Source organism: Mesorhizobium sp. L48C026A00 (assembly GCF_000502375.1).
GTDB lineage: Bacteria > Pseudomonadota > Alphaproteobacteria > Rhizobiales > Rhizobiaceae > Mesorhizobium > Mesorhizobium muleiense.
In genome coordinates, this window is the sequence record NZ_AYWU01000007.1 from 39,307 (window position 1) to 58,237 (window position 18,931).

General features: G+C 62.8%; 13 protein-coding genes and 1 pseudogene. 5 read left to right on the forward strand and 9 right to left on the reverse strand.

Annotation, left to right across the window (positions count from 1 at the left end):
* Nucleotides 1–433: 433 nt before the first annotated feature.
* Genes X738_RS56810 through X738_RS56820 form a run of 3 tightly spaced genes read left to right on the forward strand, consistent with a single transcriptional unit; the run spans nt 434 to nt 5,660 of the window.
* Complete coding sequence (locus X738_RS56810; RefSeq protein WP_023799006.1) at nt 434–4,027, forward strand: GAF domain-containing protein; 3,594 nt, start codon at nt 434–436, stop codon at nt 4,025–4,027.
* Nucleotides 4,024–4,413, forward strand: coding sequence for a response regulator (locus X738_RS56815; RefSeq protein WP_023799007.1), 390 nt, complete (start codon nt 4,024–4,026; stop codon nt 4,411–4,413). The genes X738_RS56810 and X738_RS56815 overlap by 4 nt, the downstream gene beginning before the upstream one ends.
* Nucleotides 4,410–5,660, forward strand: coding sequence for an adenylate/guanylate cyclase domain-containing protein (locus X738_RS56820; RefSeq protein ID WP_023799008.1), 1,251 nt, complete (start codon nt 4,410–4,412; stop codon nt 5,658–5,660). Before X738_RS56815 ends, X738_RS56820 begins: the two co-directional genes overlap by 4 nt.
* Nucleotides 5,661–6,106: 446 nt before the next feature.
* Here X738_RS56820 and X738_RS56825 read toward each other — a convergent pair whose 3' ends face one another.
* The 6 genes from X738_RS56825 to X738_RS56845 all read right to left on the reverse strand — a co-directional run bounded on the left by X738_RS56825 (nt 6,107) and on the right by X738_RS56845 (nt 12,273).
* On the reverse strand, nt 6,107–7,879 hold the full coding sequence (locus tag X738_RS56825; RefSeq protein WP_023799009.1) for an adenylate/guanylate cyclase domain-containing protein: 1,773 nt from the start codon (nt 7,877–7,879) through the stop codon (nt 6,107–6,109).
* Nucleotides 7,880–8,043: 164 nt separating this feature from the next.
* Nucleotides 8,044–8,193: a hypothetical protein gene (locus X738_RS84730; protein ID WP_023799010.1), complete on the reverse strand. Its 150-nt coding sequence runs from the start codon at nt 8,191–8,193 to the stop codon at nt 8,044–8,046.
* On the reverse strand, nt 8,190–8,525 hold the full coding sequence (locus X738_RS56830; protein ID WP_023799011.1) for a DUF2934 domain-containing protein: 336 nt from the start codon (nt 8,523–8,525) through the stop codon (nt 8,190–8,192). Before X738_RS56830 ends, X738_RS84730 begins: the two co-directional genes overlap by 4 nt.
* Nucleotides 8,526–8,650: 125 nt before the next feature.
* Complete coding sequence (locus tag X738_RS56835; protein WP_023799012.1) at nt 8,651–9,385, reverse strand: BA14K family protein; 735 nt, start codon at nt 9,383–9,385, stop codon at nt 8,651–8,653.
* 157 nt (nt 9,386–9,542) lie between these two features.
* The gene (locus tag X738_RS56840; RefSeq protein WP_031254832.1) at nt 9,543–10,676 is read right to left on the reverse strand and encodes a KamA family radical SAM protein; all 1,134 of its coding nucleotides are present in this window, start codon (nt 10,674–10,676) and stop codon (nt 9,543–9,545) included.
* A gap of 292 nt (nt 10,677–10,968) precedes the next feature.
* Entirely contained in the window at nt 10,969–12,273 is a 1,305-nt protein-coding gene (locus X738_RS56845; RefSeq protein WP_023799014.1) for a mechanosensitive ion channel family protein, read from the reverse strand.
* 569 nt (nt 12,274–12,842) lie between these two features.
* Here X738_RS56845 and X738_RS56850 point away from each other — a divergent pair.
* Nucleotides 12,843–13,274 (forward strand): SAM-dependent methyltransferase, encoded by a 432-nt coding sequence (locus tag X738_RS56850; protein WP_023799015.1) that lies wholly within the window; start codon nt 12,843–12,845, stop codon nt 13,272–13,274.
* Between the two features lie 66 nt (nt 13,275–13,340).
* On the opposite strand, the pseudogene X738_RS56855 reads toward X738_RS56850, so the two are convergent.
* Nucleotides 13,341–14,959, reverse strand: a pseudogene (locus tag X738_RS56855) (ABC-F family ATP-binding cassette domain-containing protein).
* Nucleotides 14,960–15,136: 177 nt separating this feature from the next.
* On the opposite strand from X738_RS56855, the gene X738_RS56860 reads away from it, so the two are divergent.
* Nucleotides 15,137–15,466 carry a hypothetical protein gene (locus tag X738_RS56860; protein ID WP_023799016.1) on the forward strand — a complete coding sequence of 110 codons (330 nt, stop codon included), beginning with the start codon at nt 15,137–15,139 and terminating at the stop codon, nt 15,464–15,466.
* 170 nt (nt 15,467–15,636) lie between these two features.
* Here X738_RS56860 and X738_RS56865 read toward each other — a convergent pair whose 3' ends face one another.
* Nucleotides 15,637–17,532, reverse strand: coding sequence for an amidase (locus tag X738_RS56865; RefSeq protein ID WP_245277648.1), 1,896 nt, complete (start codon nt 17,530–17,532; stop codon nt 15,637–15,639).
* A gap of 53 nt (nt 17,533–17,585) precedes the next feature.
* Nucleotides 17,586–18,860: a tetratricopeptide repeat protein gene (locus X738_RS56870; RefSeq protein ID WP_156942583.1), complete on the reverse strand. Its 1,275-nt coding sequence runs from the start codon at nt 18,858–18,860 to the stop codon at nt 17,586–17,588.
* Nucleotides 18,861–18,931 lie beyond the last annotated feature (71 nt).

Sequence of the window (18,931 nt, forward strand, 5' to 3'; positions counted from 1 at the left end):
CGGACCTTCGCGCCAAGCCCCGGAATCGATCCCTTGCGGATTTTCCCTCGAAGAAGCCGAAAGGCAAGCACTCGTCGCAAGTCAGCGGGGGAAAGAACAGTTCCTAATCCGACATTTTCGCCACCTCAACCAATATTGGCAATTTGCAGCGCATCGACACGGAGAGTCTTGCTGCGTCGTGTAAAATGGCTGCGTTGCTTCCGCTGCTTCGTGGGGACGGGGGCGCCCGGTTCCGTTGACCGGCCTGCGATTGGTCTGCAGCGCGATCAACTTGGCAATCGCGCCCAGCGCTCCGTGATCCGTATCATCGAACCGGAGGTGGTGCAGATGACACGGTTTGTCCCTAATTTTCAGGACACGAAGCGCCCGCGATCGGCAGTGGTACCAATGACGTATTCGGGCTATGCTTAACGCTGTGTCTGGGACCATTCCGATGAAGGAACTGGGTGTGCCGGGCTCGCTCATCGAGCTCGAGCAGAAGGTTGCGCTCCTCACCCAGGAGTTGGACGAGACTCGCGAGCAACAGGCAGCCGCTGCCGACGTCCTGAGGGTGATCAGCCGTTCGGCTTTTGACCTCGACGCGGTGCTCACTGCTTTGACGCAGACGGCCATCCGCCTGTGTGAGGCATCGCGCGGCGTCATATGGCTGAGCCGCAACGGGCAGCTATTCTTAGCAGCGCACGTCAATTATCCGGACGAATGGGTCGCCTATGTGCGAGCCAATCCGATCACGCCCGCAGCGGACGCAGTTACCACCTCGGGCCGTGCCGCGTTTGCTGGCGAGGTGTTCAACATTGAGGATGTGCAGAGCGACTCGCGCTGCAGCTCGCTTGCTGGCCATAAGCTCGCCGACTATGGTGCCGCGCTCGCAGTCCCGCTGAAGCGAGATGGCGAGGTGGTCGGTGTGATTTCGCTGTCGCGAACCGAAGCGCGACTCTTCAGCGACCGCCAGATTGCGGTCGTGCAGACATTCGCCGACCAGGCCGTTATCGCTATGGAGAACGTACGTCTCGTCACCAGCCTCGACGCCAGGAACCGCGAGGCGGCCGAAGCGTTCAGACAGCAGACCGCCACCGCCGATGTGCTCAGGGTCATCAGCCGGTCAGCATTCGACCTCCAGACCGTTCTCGATACCTTGACAGAGTCTGCAGCCCGTCTCTGTCAAGCGGACATGTCCGGCATCTGCCGTAGCGAAGGCCCCGGCTTCTACTATGCCAGCAGCTTCGGATTTCCGCCCGACTGGCTCGTCTACAACAAGGACCGTCGGCTCGACACGGGGCGTGGCTCGATTGTCGGCCGTGTGCTCCTCGACGGGGCCCTGGTGCAGGTCGCCGACGTACTCGCCGATCCGGATTATACCTATTTCGAACCGCAGGCGAAGGCCGGCTACCGAACACTGCTCGGCGTCCCCTTGATGCGCGAAGGCAAGGCGATCGGCGTGCTGGTGCTCGCCCGCCGGACGGTAGCGCCCTTCACCGACAAGCAGATCGAGCTCCTCGGAACCTTCGCAGACCAGGCCGTCATCGCCATCGAAAATGTGCGCCTGTTCGAAGAGGTCGAGGCACGCACGCGCGATCTCGGCGAAGCGCTTGAGCAGCAGACTGCGACCAGCGAGGTGCTGGGCGTCATCGCCGCTTCACCCACCGACATCCAACCCGTCCTGAAGACGGTCGTGGAAAACGCAGCAAGGCTCTGCGCGGCCTATGACGCCGCGGTTCTGCTGAAGGAGCAGGATTCGCTGGTCATCGCCGCGCATTTCGGCCCGATCCCGATCGACTTTACGAAATTTCCACTCAGACGCGATTGGGTGGCCGGTCGGTCGGTTGTCGATGCCAGGACTATCCAGGTGCCCGATCTCATGTCGGCAGGCGACGAGTTCGCGGCGGGGCGCGCGATGGCTGAGCGGCTCGGCCATCGCACCATACTGGGGACTCCCCTTCTGCGCGACGGAGAGGCCATCGGAACGATCCTGCTGCGCCGGACCGAGGTCGCACCCTTTACTGCGAAGCAGGTCAACCTGGTCGAAACCTTCGCCGACCAGGCTGTCATTGCTATCCAGAACGTCAGGCTATTCGAAGAGGTGCAGGCGCGGAACCGTGCGCTAACAGCGTCGCTGGAGCAGCAGACGGCGACCAACGACATTCTCAGCGTCATCTCGAGTTCGCCGACCGACGTACAACCAGTGTTCGACATGATCGCCGAGGCGTCGGCGCGGCTGTGCGAGGCGGAGTTTTCAGCAGTCTTTAGATACGACGGCGCGCTCATCCATTTCGTGGCTCAACATGGGCTCTCTCCGGCTGGTTATCAGGCGATGAGCGGCGCCTATCCCCTTTCGCCTGGCCGCTCTGGGGCTACGGCCCGCGCGGTACTGAGTGGCAATGTCGAGCAGATACCCGACGTGTATGAGGATCCCGACTACGCGCTTGGCGATGTGGTGACGGCTGTCACCGCTCGCAGCATCGCCGCAGTGCCTATGTTGAAGAACGGCCAAGCGATCGGCGCGATTGCGGTTGCGGGATCGGAGCCAGGACTCTTTCCGGCCCAGCAGATTGCGCTCCTGCAAACCTTCGCAGATCAGGCGGTCATCGCTGTCGAAAACGTGCGCCTGTTTGACGAGGTGCAGGCGCGCACCGCCGAGCTCGGCGAAACCCTGCGGCAGCAGACCGCAATCGCCGACGTGCTGAAGGTCATCAGTCGCTCGACCTTTGACCTCCAGGCGGTGCTTGGCGCTCTTGCCGCGACGGCTACGCGCGTATGCGAAGCCGATATGGGCTCTATCATGCGCCGCGATGGCGAAACCTATCAATTTGCCGCGAATGCAGGATTCCCGCAGGAACTGGTGGACTATGCGAAAGAAAACCCTCTGACGATCGGCCAAGGCAGCGCCACTTCGCGTGCGGTGCTGGACCGGCACACCGTGCACCTGCCGGACGTGCTCGCCGACCCCAGCTACACCTTGACCGACTTTCAGAGCCTCGGCGGCTACCGCTCGTTGCTCGCCGTGCCGCTGGTCCGTGAGGGATCGGCAGTAGGCGTCTTCATCCTGACCCGCTCGACTGTGCGGCCGTTCACTGAAAAGCAGATCGAACTCGTTGAAACGTTTGCCGATCAGGCCGTTATCGCTATCGAGAACGTGCGCCTGTTCGAGGAAGTGCAGAAGCGCACCAGCGAATTGTCGAGCTCCCTGGAGGAACTTCGGGCCGCTCAGGATCGGCTTATCCAAACCGAGAAGCTCGCTTCGCTTGGCCAGCTCACCGCGGGCATCGCGCATGAGATCAAGAACCCGCTCAACTTCGTCAACAATTTCTCTGCCGTCTCCCTGGAACTTGTCGAAGAGCTGCGGCAAGCGCTGGACAGTGCCCCTTTGGACGGACCAATTCGCAAAGAGGTCGACGAACTGACTGGACTGCTCAAGGGCGACCTCGAAAAGATCGTGCAGCACGGCAGGCGAGCCGACTCGATCGTCAAGAACATGCTGCTCCATTCGCGACAAGGATCCGGAGAGCACCGGCCGACCAGCATCAACGCCATCGTCGAGGAGAGCCTCAATCTCGCTTATCATGGGGCCCGCGCCGAACGGAGGGATTTCAACATCACAGTCGAGAAGTCCCTCGATCCCGACGCCGGCGATGTCGACTTGTATCCTCAGGAGATCACGCGCGTGCTGCTCAACCTGATCTCCAATAGCTTTCATGCGACAACGCATCGCGGCCAGGGCGATGGCAACGCCTATTCGCCGGTGCTGTGCGCCTCGACGAAGAGCCTTGGCGACAAGGTCGAGATCAGGCTGCGCGACAACGGCACTGGCATCCCGCCGGAGGTGGTCGAGAAGATGTTCAACCCGTTCTTTACCACGAAACCAGCTGGCGAAGGGACTGGGCTCGGCCTGTCGCTCAGCCACGACATCATCGTGAAACAGCACGCGGGCACGCTCGAAGTGGACACAAAGCCGGGCGAGTTCACCGAGTTCCGCATCCTGTTGCCACGCGGCGCTGCATCGGTCGGCAAGAAGGCAGCCGCCCAATGAACCCGCTCATACTGGTGGTCGACGACGAACCAGACGTCGAGGTCCTGTTCCGCCAGCGATTCCGCCGGGACCTGCGTTCTGGCCGCTTCGCTATGGAATTCGCGCTCTCTGCACACGCGGCTCTTCGCGTGATCGGGGAGGTGGAGGGCACGACGTTGATCCTTATTCTCTCCGACATCAACATGCCTGGCATGAGCGGGCTCGAATTCTTACCGAAGGCGAGAGAGGCCCGTCCCGATGTACCGGTGATCATGATCACCGCCTATGGCGACTCCGAGACCAGGCGTACTGCGATGGAGGAAGGCGCCGCGGCGTTTCTGACCAAGCCGATCGACTTCTCCGCTTTGCGAGCGGAAATCGAAACCAGGCTACGGTGGGTCGCGTGACTGCGCACATCCTGGTGGTCGACGACGAGCCGGACCTGGAGGATCTGGTCAGGCAGAAATTCCGCTGTCATATCCGCGACGGCGCGATCAGCTTCATGTTCGCCCGCGATGGTGTGGAGGCCCTGGCGATACTCGATGGAAACCACGACATAGACATGGTGGTGAGCGACATCAACATGCCGCGCATGGACGGCCTTTCGCTCCTGCAACGGCTGCAAGAGGCCGAGGCTCAGCTGTCGACCATCATCGTCTCGGCGTACGGCGACATGACCAACATCCGCACGGCGATGAACCGCGGCGCCTTCGACTTTCTCACCAAACCGATCGACTTTCCCGACCTTGAGGCTACGATCGCCAAGACGCTGCGCCACATCGAGATCCTGCGCGAAGCGCGGCGCCGTCAGGCCGCCGCCGAGCGGGCGCATGCGGCTTTGTCGCGCTACTTCTCTCCTAACCTTGCGGAGCGGCTCGCGGGCGCCCAAGACAGCATCGATCTCGCTGGGCAGCGGCGCGATGTGGCGGCGCTGTTCACCGACATTGCCGACTTCACGATGCTGGCCGAAACGATCGAGCCGAGCGTGCTCGGTGACCTGCTCAACGACTATCTCGCTGGCATGAGCGACATTGTCTTTGGGCATGAGGGGACGTTAGCCAAGATCGTCGGTGACGCGCTTCACGTATTGTTCGGTGCGCCCGGCGACCAGCCGGATCATGCGGTACGCGCGATCGCGTGCGCGCTCGACCTCGACGCCTTCTCTCAAGCCTTCCGGGAGACCTGGCACCAACGCGGCATCGCGCTCGGCGTGACACGCATCGGCGTCAATGCAGGGCCTGCAATCGTCGGCAATTTCGGCCGCGGACGTTTCTTCGACTACACCGCCTACGGCGACTCCATCAACATAGCGGCGCGGCTGGAGGCGGCAAACAAGCAGCTCGGCACGCGCATCTGCGTCAGCGAGGCTGCCGCCAAGCAAGTGCCCGATTTTCGCGGCTTGCCGGTCGGAGACCTGGTGCTGAGGGGTAGGTCCGAACCGCTGCGCGCCTTCGAGCCACTCAGGCGGGAGCAATACGACGAGCCAGCAACGGCCGCCTATCTACAGGCATTTGCGAAGCTGGAAACTGGCGATCCGGGCGCGCTTGCCGCGTTCGCCGCTGAAGTCGGACAGTGGCCTGAAGATCATTTGGCCAGTTTCCATCTCAGACGCCTCTTGAACGGCGCGGTGGGCGCCAGGATTTCGATCGATTGAGGCGCCCCGCTTGAAGGTTGGGGGAAGGAAAGGCGGACCCCAACATGCTCCCACGTGATCACCTACATCTTCGTGCGGCGACGCTATCGTTACGGAGACGTCCGAACGCGTCCTATCGGGCTCGCGGGACGCTATCAGCCGAATCAACGACGACTGCTCGTTGATCTCAGAGCCGATCATAAGAATCTCCGTTTCTGGTCATGGGCGCTGCTTGCGGTGAAAGTCGGCTTTCGCGCGACGAAGTCGGCCGATGAAGGGCAGCTCAGGGTCAGGTCACGACGATGCCCACACCAACTTGAATGTCCGCTGTTGAATATTCGCCGCCCGAAGCTGCCAGTCCGCTGCCCGCCCCGCCCCAGTCATCAGCGTGCCGCACAGCGGTCGTGCTGTTCCTTCGAAGCAGTGGCTGCAGGAGGTTCAATACCGGACCTCGCCCGGTCAGGTGCTCATACGAGGCCGGCTTTGCGAAGGCCATCCACGATCCGCTCGAAATCGTTGGGATCCTTGTAGGGCAATACTTTGCGGCGATGTTCCAGTGAATATTGGGGGTTGACGCGAAACACTTCCTGCCACTCGCGACGGGCTTCTTCGAACCGACCCAGATGGCCGTAGCTCGCCGCCAGGAGCACGCGTGAGACGTCGGTGGAAGGGTTACGAACAAGTCGCCGCCTCAGGATCCCAATTGCCTCTTCGTACCTGCGCAACTGGAACATCGCTTGCGCCTGGAAGTGAAGGTACACGTCCGGATAATACGGGTTCAAGGCCATTGCCCTGTCGAAACACCGGAGTGCGTCCTCAGGCTTGCCGGAATAATGCAGTGCGTAACCGAGATTTTCGTGCCCCTCGGCAAGATTTGGCGCAAGAGCGATCAAGCGTTTAGCCGAGCAGATGGCCGCCTCATGCCGTCGCGAATACAATTCGACGATGCCCAGCGCCCAATGTGCGTAAGGATATCGATCGTCGAGCGCCACTGCCCGTGCCGCGAACATTTCCGCTTGTGCCATTGCGTTCGACCACGACGAGCTCCACTGGTTTGCATAGTCCAGTATGTTTGCGAACGCGAGGAACGCGTAGGCGGGAGCGAATTTCGGGTCGAATTCGACGGCGCGCTGCAACAGCTCCCGGCCCTTGATGTTTTCCGCTTTCGTGAACCGCCATAGCTGCTCTCGGCCATGAAGAAAGCAGTCATATGCGTCCAGGTTGCCGGTTTGCTCGGTCGCGAGCCGCTGCTGGTCGCCCTTTGTCAGGTTGAGCGCCAGCGCGTCGACAATTTGCTGCGTAACTTCGTCCTGTACGGCAAAGATATCGGTCAGGTTGCGATCGAAGCGCTCCGCCCACAGATGTCCGCCTGTGGTCGCGTCAATAAGCTGCGCGGTGATACGTACCCTGTTGCCGGATTTGCGGACGCTGCCCTCCAGCACGTAATGCACGCCGAGGTTCCGGCCCACCTTCTGAACGTTCACGTTCCTGCCCTTGAAAGTGAAGGACGAATTGCGAGCGATCACAAACAGCTGCGACAGCTTTGAGAGAGCTGTGATGATGTCTTCGGAGATTCCGTCGGCGAAATATTCCTGCTCGGCATCACCGCTCATGTTGGCGAAGGGCAGCACGGCAATCGATAACTGAGGCGGTGCCGCTGTGGAAAGCAGAGCTTCCGAAAGTTCGTGGGTCACAGGCGCCTTTGCGTGAGCCGCGGTGCCGACTCGGAGTGAATAAACCCGGATCGGTTCGGCAATATTCTTGAGCTGGGTGTCGCCGAGATCACTGACCGAAACGTCTAGTCTCGTCTTGACTTGCCGATAGGCGTCTTCGGACAGGCAGATGGTGCCCGGGGCCGCGACACCCTCCAGACGCGAGGCGATGTTGACGCCGTCGCCCATCAGGTCGCCGTCGCTTTCTTCGACCACGTCGCCCAAATGTATCCCAATCCGAAACTCGATGCGGCGGTCCTCGGGCACGCCGGCGTTGCGCTCGACCATGCCATTCTGCACTTCTATGGCGCAGCGCACGGCGTCTACCACACTGCGGAATTCGACCAACGCACCATCGCCTGTGCGCTTGACCATACGACCGTTGTACACGGCGATGGTCGGGTCGATCAGGTCGCTTCGAAGTGCCCGCAACCGGGCCAACGTACGATCTTCATCCGTGCTCGCCAGCCGGCTGTACCCGACCACATCAGCGGCAAGGATCGCGGCTAGCTTGCGGCTCTCGCTCACGGGCCAATCTCCTCGTATCCACAATAACACGAAGAGGCAGGGAAACATGAAAGTTCGCTGTCCCCAGAGCGGTATCCTGCACTCGCTAGAATTCTACACCCTACGCCGAAGTAAGGGGTCATCCGGCGCGGCTGCCTGGCAAGGGACGGCCATCAACGCCCCACTCAATGCCTCTTGAAATACTGCACCTCGCGTTCGTGCTTCTGCGCAGCCTCGCGGCTGTCAAACGTCCCGAGATTGCGGCGCTTGCCGGTCTTTTCGTCGTTCTTGCGCGAATAGAGGCGGTATTTTCCGTCTTTGAGTTTTCTGATCATCTGCCACTCCCCAGCCGCTGCTTCCCCTTGAGGTTGCGCGCGGCTTGTTCGATCGCCGCCCGGTCGTTGCCCAGCCTGTCGATCAGTTCCTGCGCCTGTTCGCCCGATATGCCGGTGCGCACAGCCAGGGCCTCCACCGTCAAGACGTCGGAGCTCGCGACCTCGCGGGTTTCCGGCAGGGCATCGCCTGCGGTCAGCGGCAGGGCTGCCTCCCTGTCGATCTCGGCCTCGGCCCGGTGCCAGTGCCGCTCGGGATCGCCGTGGATCCCGCCTTCGCGTTCCCAGATCTGGTATGCGCGCTCACGGATCTTGTCTTCCCGGTCGTCGCTCATGCTGATTCCTCCTGTGGGTATTCGGATGAACGCCGCGCCAACACGAACGATCCAAGAAATCTGCGTGATCGGCGGTCGCACAGGCGCCATGCACTGCGGCCGCCAGTTCGCCGCTCAGCACCCACCTACTCGCACTGCCGGCGCGGGCCGCCGGAATAGGGCTGGTAGGTGTTGTCTTCCGCCCGATAGGAGCGGTAGCGGCTGAAGCAATATTGCACGTGGTCGGGCGGAAGCCAGGCGCCGCCGGTTTCATCCGCCGGAACATCGCCATCCATCGACCACGTGTCGGTCGCCTCGACATAGCTGGCGCCATCGTCGGCAGGCTGTGCGGCGCGGTCGGCCGCACCGGCATCGAGATAGGGCGAGATGCAGGGACGCTGCTCCCCGCTGTAGGAGATGTAGTGGTCGTCGCTTGGCCTGTAGGAGCGGTAGCGGCTCGCGCACCATTCCACATGGGCGGCGGGCATGGCCTGCTGCTCGTCGGTTGCCGGCGTTGCCGGCTTGATGGAGGCGGTGGTGTCGGGCGCCGAAGCTGCGGCATCGGCAGGTTTCGCGGTGCGATCAACTGGGGCCTGATCAAATGGGGCCTGATCAGCCGGGACTTCTGCAACCTCTGGGACCGCTGGGAGCTCTGCGACTTCTGCGACCTCTGGAACCGCGCGGGCGGGAAGGCGCTCAAGCTGCTGCGAAGCGGGGTTGACCTTCCGCGGCTCCCTCGGCCACAGTTCGGCAACGCTGGAAGTCGGAGCGACCGGCCGCACCGGCTCGGCGGAGAGAATCCACAGGGCGAAAGCCAATCCGCTGGCGAAAACCGCCAGCGTCAGCACGAAGCCGCCAAGTACCGCCGATAAAGCTTTCACCTTGCGCTCCTTTGCCCCGTCATCTGTTAAAATGCGAGGCATTGGATCCGGTTCCAACTAGCGCGGCAGCATGAACTTCCGTGCGCAAAGGAAGCCCCCTCCCCGTCTCGGCTTCGCCGAGCCACCTCCCCGCTTCGCTGGGCGAGGAACCAAGCTTTCAAGGGTCGCCGACAAGCTCCGTATAGGTCCTCAGCTCACCATCCTGCCCACGAATCCGCCACGTCTCCCCGTCCCGCGCCTCGACATGGCACGGGCCGAGCGGCACTTTGCCGCCGCCATCGGGCAGATCTAGCACGTAGACGGGGTTGCAGATGCCCGACAGGCGCGCCCGCAAGGCGCTGACCAGCGCCCGTCCCTCGGCAATCGTGGTGCGCCGATGCGCCATGCCGCGCGCGAGGTCGCCGTGGTGCAGGTAATAGGGTTTTATGCCGAGGCGGTACATCAGCTCGCGGCACAGTTCCTCCAGCACCTCGACGGTGTCGTTGACGCCTTTCAGCAGGACGCTCTGATTGAGCAGCACGAAGCCGCCCTGCCGCAACGCGCGGCAGGCTTCTTCGGTGGCCGGCGTGATCTCCCGCGCGTGGTTGAAATGGGTGACGACTGTGACCATCAGCCGGCCCTGCAGCGAGCGAACCAGCCCTGACGTGACGCGCGAGGGCAGCGCTACGGGCACGCGGGTGTGGATGCGCAAGAGCCGCACATGCGCAACCGCCTCGATGCGGGCGCGGATTTCTGCCAGCGCCTTGTCCGGCAGCGACAGCGGGTCGCCGCCGGTCAGGATCACCTCGCGGATTTCGGGGTGGGCCTCGATATAGGCGAAGGCCGGCTCCAGCGCCTCGCGCGAAAAACCCCGGCCGATCGAGGTCAGCGACTCCTTGCGAAAGCAGAACCGGCAATAGACCGCGCACTGGTAGGTCGCAAACAGCAGAACCCGGTCGGCATGGCGATGCGTCAATCGCGGCACCGGGCTGAAGGCGTGGTCGGCGATCGGATCGTCGAGCTCGCCTTCCTGCTCGGCCAGCTCTTCGGGCGACGGGATGACCTGAAGCCGGATCGGATCGGCGGGGTCGCTCCAGTCGATCAGCTCGAGATAGGCTTTTGGGATGCGAACCTTGTGGCGCGTGGCCGCGGCTTGAGCCGCCGCGCGCTCGGCTGGCGACAGCGGCAGGGAGTCGAGATCGCGCACCTGCCGCACGCCGGCGCGAACATCGTCCTGCCACGCGGCGTCGTAGGCGTGCTCGTCGTCGGCCGCCATGCTGCTGGCGTCGGGGATGTCGAGGTGTGAGGTCATCGCAGGCTCCTTGAATTCGGGCTGGATACAGCATTGGAGCCGAGGTGCGAACCCTTGCCGGATGCACTCGCGAACGCGCTCGGCGCCGAAGCTGCCAATCTCCCCCCTCGTGGGGGAGATGCCCGGCAGGGCAGAGGGGGGCGCGAAGGATCGCCAACCTTGTTCGTTCTGAACGCGCAAAGGACGTTCTAAGCGAATGCGCGTGAGAGCGGATCGGTGAGAGAAGTCGGCGGGACAGCGCCCCCCTCTGTCCTGCCGGACATCTCCCCCACAAGGGGGGAGATTGGCAGCTTCAGCGCCCGCCTGGTTTCTCAGCACGCCCGTCCGGCTTCATGATGATCTCGCGATGCGGATAGGGGATGTCTATGCCGTTTTCCCTAAAAGTGTCCCACAGCGCCAGCAGCACCCTGCCGCGCACATTGGTCAGGCCTTGCTGAGGGTCGTGGATCCAGAAGCGCAGGACGAAGTTGAGCGAGGATTCGCCGAAGTCGGTGAGCCAGCAGACCGGCCGTCGGTCCGCTTCGACCCGGCCGACGCTCATGGCGGCCTTGATCGCCAGTTCACTGACCTTGTGCGGGTCGGCGTCGTAAGAGACCCCGAAATTCACGTCGAGTCGCACGAGGTTGTCGCTGAACGACCAGTTGATGACCCTTTGGGTGATGAAGTCCTCGTTCGGGATCAGGTACTCGCGGCCGTCGCGCGTTACCACCGAGACAAACCGCGCCCGCAATTCGCGTACCCAGCCAAAAGTGCCTTCGAGCGAAATGGTGTCGCCCGGCTTGATCGACTTGTCGAGCAGGATGATCATGCCGGAGACGAAATTTGAAACGACCTTTTGCAGCCCGAAAGCCAGGCCGACGCCGACGGCACCGGAGAATATCGTCAGAGCGGTCAGGTCGAGACCGACGGAAGACAGGGCGATGGCACCCGCCACCAGCACAAGGCCGACCTTTGCGACCTTGCCGACGAGGACGCGGATCGAGGGTGTCAGCTCTTCGGAGATGCGGACGCGCTCGTCGATATACTTGCCGACGACCACCGCAAGCCAAACCGTGGCGATCAGCAGCAGCGCCGCTTTCAGCACCATGAGCGCCGAAAGGCGCACCGCGCCCAAAGGTATTGCGAGGCCTTCCATGAAAGTCGCGGCGTCGTCATCGATGCCCAGGATGATGAGGGCCGCATAGATCCAGGTCAGCCAGGAGAGAGCCCGCGCGACAAAGCGATTGCGGACGATGCGCGACAGCACCGACGCAAACAGCCACGCAAGCGATAGCGAGAGCGCGATATAGATGAAATGGGTCCGGCTTGGCCAGGTGACGGCGCGCATGAGAACGAGCGCTGCAAGCAGGAAGACCGTGAACAGAATCCAGTCGGTGCGCCGCAACAGGGCAACGACGACCCTCAACAGTCCGGGATGCCCCTTGATCTGGCGTGCCCGGTTCTCCATGAGCGGTTCGATGCGCTGCGCTGCGAGCTTCGCGACGAGGAAGAGCACGACGATGATGGCAGCCTGATAGAAAAACCACGGCGTGACGGCGTAGTCGAACCATCGGCTGGCCCAGGCCAGCGATTCATCGATGGCGTTACGAAAATCCATTCCCACACGACCGTTATGGACTGGCGACCAGCACAATGTCGCCGGCCTGGTGCAGGGTCAAGCCGGCGCTCTGCGCTTCAGCCCCGCCCCCGGCGCCTCTTGGCCGGTGCGCTCAACATGCCAGGTATAGCCGCCGCCATAGGAGTGACGCGCGCGGCCAGGAAGCGGCCGCCAGAAACAACAACTGATTGGAGACAACCGCTGGAGAATCGCCAACGCGCAACATTGAATCACTGTTACATTAGCTTGCTCTTAAATTAGATTTAGCGTATGTATGCAGGTGGCCGGTGATCTACCCCCCAACCGGTTAGGCTCGGCGCCAGTCCCGCCCCCCTCAGGCCAACGACGCCGGGCCGCTCGGGGTCTATTTCCGCTTTAAGTATCCCCTACTGTTCCTGTCGCGCAGTTGAGAAGTCGACCGATCGTCGGCCTCTTCGATAATCGATCAAGGGGCGTTCACCACCGGCGGTGAAAACATCGACGACGTCCGCGATCCCCTCAGGTGTCGGCCTTCCCGTCGCCAGCCATGGTCGCTAATCTCGGCTCACGGAAAGAGCTGGAGAAGCGGAATGGCGAACAACTTGTCGCCAAGGCTTTTGGCGATCGTCGATGCGCTGCCTTTGCGGCACGGCATGCGGGTTCTGGAGATCGGCTGCGGACCGGGTGCTGCGGCGCGCGAGATCGCGCGCCGGATTGGCGACGGCCACGTGCTGGCGATCGACCGCTCGGCCAAGGCCATCACGCAGGCCAGGGCCGCCTCGCGCGCCGAGATTGCAGCGGGCCGGCTGAGCCTGCGTCAGGTCGCCATCGAGGATTTCCAGTTGGAGGCGGACGAGAAGCATTTCGACATTGCCGTTGCGGTGCGCGTCGGCGCGTTGGACGGGCGTCATCCCGAGGCAAGGAAAATCGCCCTGCAACGGCTCAAGGCCGCGTTGACGGCGCAAGGCCGACTGTTCATCGACGGCGGCGATCCGCTGCGCGAAATTGTGATACACGGCTGAGCAGCCCGTGCTTCCTTCCGGAATCGAGCGTTTGGGTCATGGTGAGCGGCAACGCCGCTCTGCGCCTCAGCTCCGCAGCCCCGGCGCCTCCTGCCCCGTTCGCTCGACATACTCCGTATAGCCCCCGCCGTAGGTATGAATCCCCTCGGGCGTCAGTTCCAGGACCCGGTTCGACAGTGCCGCCAGAAAATGCCGATCATGCGAGACGAACAGCATGGTGCCCTCATACTGCGAAAGCGCCGTGATCAGCATCTCTTTGGTGGCGATGTCGAGGTGGTTGGTCGGCTCGTCCAGCACCAGCAGGTTGGGCGGGTCGAACAGCATCAGCGCCATCACCAGCCGCGCCTTCTCGCCGCCCGACAGCACCCGGCATTTCTTGTCGATCTCGTCGCCGGAAAAGCCGAAGCAGCCGGCCAGCGCGCGCAATGGCGCCTGGCCGGCGTGCGGAAAGGCGCCCTCAAGCGTCTGGAACACGGTGCGTTCGCCCTCCAGAACTTCCATGGCGTGCTGGGCGAAATAGCCCATCTTGACGCTGGGCCCGCGTGCCACCGTGCCATTGTCCGGCGCGGAAGCGCCGGCGACCAGCTTCAGCAGCGTCGACTTGCCGGCGCCGTTGATGCCCATCACGCACCAGCGCTCGCGGCGGCGCACCTGGAAATCCAGCCCCTGATAGATCGGGCGGCTGCCATAGCCCTTGTGGACGTTCTTCAGCGTCACCACGTCCTCGCCGCAGCGCGGCGCCGGCTGGAAATCGAACGACACTTTCTGGCGGCGTTTTGGCGGCTCGACGCGGTCGATCTTCTCCAGCTTCTTCACCCGGCTCTGCACCTGGGCAGCGTGCGAGGCGCGCGCCTTGAAGCGCTCGATGAAGGCGATCTCCTTGGCCAGCATCGCCTGCTGGCGTTCGAACTGCGCCAGCTGCTGCCGGTCGGCGATCGCCCGCTGCTGCTGGTAGAATTCATAGTTGCCGGAGTAAGCGGTCAGCGAGCCGCCATCGATCTCGACCACCTTGTCGACGATGCGGTTCATGAACTCGCGGTCGTGCGAGGTCATCAGCAGCGCGCCGTCATAATTCTTCAGGAACTGTTCCAGCCAGATCAGGCTTTCCAGGTCGAGATGGTTGCTCGGCTCGTCGAGCAGCATGGCGTCGGGCCGCATCAGCAGGATCCTGGCCAGCGCCACGCGCATCTTCCAGCCGCCGGAAAGTTTTCCGACGTCGCCGTCCATCATCTCCTGGCTGAAGCCGAGGCCGTCCAGCACCTCGCGGGCGCGGCCATCCAGCGCACGTCGAGCTCCTCGAAACGCGCCTGCAGGTCGCCGTAGCGGGCGATGATGGCGTCCATCTCGTCGGCGCGATCGGGATCGCCCATGGCCGCTTCGAGCGCGCCCATCTCGGCCGCCACTTCGCTCACCGGCCCGGCGCCGTCCATCACTTCGGCAACCGCGCTGCGGCCCGCCATGTCGCCGACTTCCTGGCTGAAATAGCCGATGGTGACGCCGCGATCGACCGAGACCTGGCCCTCGTCGGGCTGCTCCTCGCCGTTGATCATGCGAAACAGCGTCGTCTTGCCGGCGCCGTTCGGGCCGACCAGGCCGACCTTCTCGCCCTTCTGCAAGGAGGCGGAGGCCTCGATGAAGACGATCTGCCGGCCGTTCTGCTTGCTGATGCTTTCCAGTCGAATCATGCTTTTCACGCGCGCCCAAGGGAGTTTCCCCGCGCCAATACGCGATAGGCGGCGCCTGCGGAAGCCCGCAAATCAATCGGAATACGACGCCACATTCGAAGTTCGAACTGAATTGGCGGAACCTCAGATAGGGCCGGCAGTTTAGAAAGATGACCTCAAACAGCGAAGGAGGACGAGATGAAGACCCTAACCGCTATTTTGCTCGCCACCTCAATGATCGGGCTGACGGCCGGCACGGCAAGCGCTACCTGCCACGACACGACCGCATCGATCGAAGCTCAATCAGGCGTTGCAAAAGACGCAACGCGCGCGCCCCTCGAAACCGACGCGAATACCGGTAACAGGGTAAAGGGCGGCCCGGCCAACAAGACCGGCAACACCATGCCGCTTGCCAACCAGGAAGCCGGCGGCGATAAAAACCTTGCCACCTCGCAGCAGGATGTCGAGGCGCAGCAGGAGGGCGAGAAGACAGCAGCGGCCAAGGCCGACCCCTGCAAGCCGGACTGACGCGAATTGAAAAGCCGTTTGCAGACGGCGCGCCGCAGCACAAGGCGAAGCGCGATGGTCACCCGATCCCGCCGGTCACCATATAGGCGCCGGCGGCGCGTCCGTCTTCAAGATGCACGACAGCGGTGACGATGGAGCCGTACGAGCCGCGCCAGACGCTGTGAATTCTCTCATGCTCTTTGGCCGGTACGACTGCACGCCCGGTGAAGCGCGCGCCGGTCCGTTGCATGCGAATGGGCTCGCCGTTGACATCGGACTTTCACGCTGGTCTCGATTCCCGTTCCGGCCACATCTAGCGTGACTGTTATCTCGTCCTGATCACCGGCATGGCGCGTCTCGGCGGCAAGCGCCACGGTCAGCGGCGGTGTCTCGCCGCGCATGCTCGCGTTGTGTCGGGCGAAAAAAACATCGTCGGGAAGTTCCGGCGTGCGCGGCGGGCGGCTGCGGCGCTGGCCAAAACGCTCGAAGTCGCCGGCCAGCCGCAGCAGCCGGGTGTCGTCATAGGCCTTGCCAGCGAAGGTTAGGCCGACCGGCATGCCGATATCGGCCATCGCGCCCATCGGCACGGTGACGGTCGGAATGCCGAGATGGCGCGGCACCAGATTGCCATTGGCGACCCAGGTGCCGTTGCGCCAGGCCAGTGCTGCGGAGGCCTCGTTGACATCCGCATCGGCCGGCCCGACATCGGCGACGGCGGGAAACACCACCGCGTCGAGCCGTTGCGCGGCGAGCCAATCCTCGAAATCGATGCGCCGCGTCGCCTCCAGGCCTTTCAGGCCGGCCTGCAACTCGGGAATGGCCAGGAATGGCGTGACGCCGCGCTTGGCCCGCTCGACATATTCCGCCACATCAAAACTGTCCTCATAACGGTCCGGCAGCGTGCCCGGCGGCTGCGGAAAGATCTTTGGGCCGTCGACCGACGCGAGATCGGCGATGGCAGGGTCGGCATTGGCGCGCAGGAAATCGTCCCAGGCGAAGACGCACAGGTCCCAGATCTCGCGCTCGGCGAATCCTTTGGGAATCAGCCCGCGATCGACCATGTTTTTTGCTCCCGGCCGGTCGCGCTCGTAGTTGGAGACGACGGGAAAATCGACCTCGACCACATCAGCGCCGAGCCGCCGCAGATCGGCCGCCGCCTGCTGCCACAGCTCCAGCACCGAGGCGCGGGTCTGGATCGCAACGTCCGTATCGCGGCCGATATACATGCGGGGCACGCCGAGCCGCATGCCTCGGAGCGCTCCCTCCAGCTCGAGGCCGGTGTAGCTTGGCGGCCGTACATCCGAGCTCTTCGGCAGCGCCACCCAGGGCTGCGCACGCCAGAAATCGCCCCTTGTGTTCGGATCGTCGGCGACGATCACGTCGAGCAGTTCGAGCATGTCGGGCACGCTGCGCGTATGCCGCACCACCACGTCCATCGTCGGCACCAGCGGCCAGTTGCCGCGCACGGAAATGACGCCGCGCGACGGCGTGTAGGCGACCAGCGCGTTGTTCGACGCCGGCGCGCGGCCCGACGACCATGTCTCCTCGCCAAGCCCGAAGGCGGCGAAGCTGGCGGCGGTCGCGGTGCCGGAGCCACTCGACGAGCCCGACGCGAAGGCGGCGGTCAGGTAATCGGCATTGTAGGGGCTTTCCGCCCGGCCGTAGACGCCGCGCTGCATGCCGCCATTGGCCATTGGCGGCATATTGGTCAGTCCGATCAGCACCGCGCCGCCGGCCCGCAGCCGCCCGATGGTGAAGGCGTCCTCGTTGGCGATGAGATGCTCGAAGGCCGGCGAGCCGGCGGCGACTGTCAGGCCTGATACCTTGTAGCTGTCCTTGGCGGTGTAGGGGATGCCGTCCAGCGGCCCGAGCGCAGCACCATTCCTGCGGCGCCAGTCGGACGCGGCCGCCTCCTCGAACATTTTGGGATTGAGCAAGGGAACGGCATTGAGGGCGATGCCATGGCGGTCGTAATGCGCAATCCTGCGCAGGCAGGCGCCGACCAGCTCGACGCTGGTGACAGTGCCGGCCTCCAGCGCCTGCCGCAGCTCTGCGATCGACGCTTCGACGATGTGGAGATCGGTCACTTTGGGAAAGCCAAACGTCTGTTATCCGCAACAAGGTCAAATATGATCTTCGCCTACAATGTCTTGGTGTCCAACAGACCTTCCTCCTTCATCATATCCAGATAAATCTGGACACCGGGATGGCCATGGGAAGAAGCCTTGAGCAACCATTTAGCGGCTTCCTTGTAGTCCGGTTGTCCATCGATACCGCGATAATACAGCATCCCAAGACTGGCTTCGGCATCGACATTTCCCGTTTTCGCGGCAGCCAGCCACCAGAACTCAGCAGATTTGTGGTCTCTGGCGATGCCTTCACCATTGGCATAGGCGTATGCCACGAGGAGCTGGGCCTGGGTATCTCCCTGCTTTGCGGCCTTGAGCCACCACGAAACCGCGTCCGCCTTGCTTTGGCTAACACCGGCGCCTTTCGAATAGGCGACCCCCAGGTTCAGTTGCGAACTGACGTCTCCCTGATTGGCCGCCTTGAGCCACCAAGACGCTGCGTCCGCATCGCTTTGGGTAACACCGTTGCCGATTGAATATGCATAGCCAAGCGCGGCTTGTGCCTGGGCGTTGGCGTGTTCGGACGCTTTACGCCACCAGACGGCAGCCTGAGCATGATCATGTTGAACCCCCCAACCCTGTGAATAGGCTTGGCCAACAGCGAATTGAGCGTTGGGATATCCCTGATCGGCCGCCTTACTGAACCAGGAAAATGCCTTTGCGTCATCCTTGCCCACGCCTTTTCCCAACGCATATGCAGTTCCAACGGCATATTGCGCATCGGCGAGGCCACTGGCCGCGGCTTTCATCCACCATTCGAACGCCCTGCGGTCATCCTTCGCCACCGCCCGGCCTTCTGAATAGAGAACGCCAAGGAAGTGTTGACCATTTGCGTGCCCATTGTCCGCAGCCTTCCGCGCCCACATTAAGGCCAACTGATCGTCTTTTCCGATACCTCTGCCATCATAATAAGCTTGGCTGAGGCCGGACGCACCATCTAGGTTTCCTGCCTCGGCGGTCTTGCGCCAAAAGTTCACTGCCATCGCGTCATTCCGAGCAACGCCCTGACCTGACCAATACATCAAACCAATATTGTTCTGCGCATCGGGGTTGCCGGCGTCGGCCACTATCTTCCACTGGCGGAATGCCTCGGCGTAGTCCTTGGCGAGGAATGCCGCTTGCGCCTTCTGGATGGCCGACCACTGAGCGTAATAATTGCGAGCTGGCCAAAACAGCACGACAGCAGCCAACATAAGCAAGACGATGGGAAAGATTCTTCGGCGATGTGGCACGGGCAAAATGGACACAGTTGTGTTCGCCTCAAGCGGCCAGTCTTCACTGCTCACGTTCGCCAATCCATTTGTCGATAGCGGTAATCATTAGCGCACGCCGCCTCTTTCCGAAATATTCGCACCTT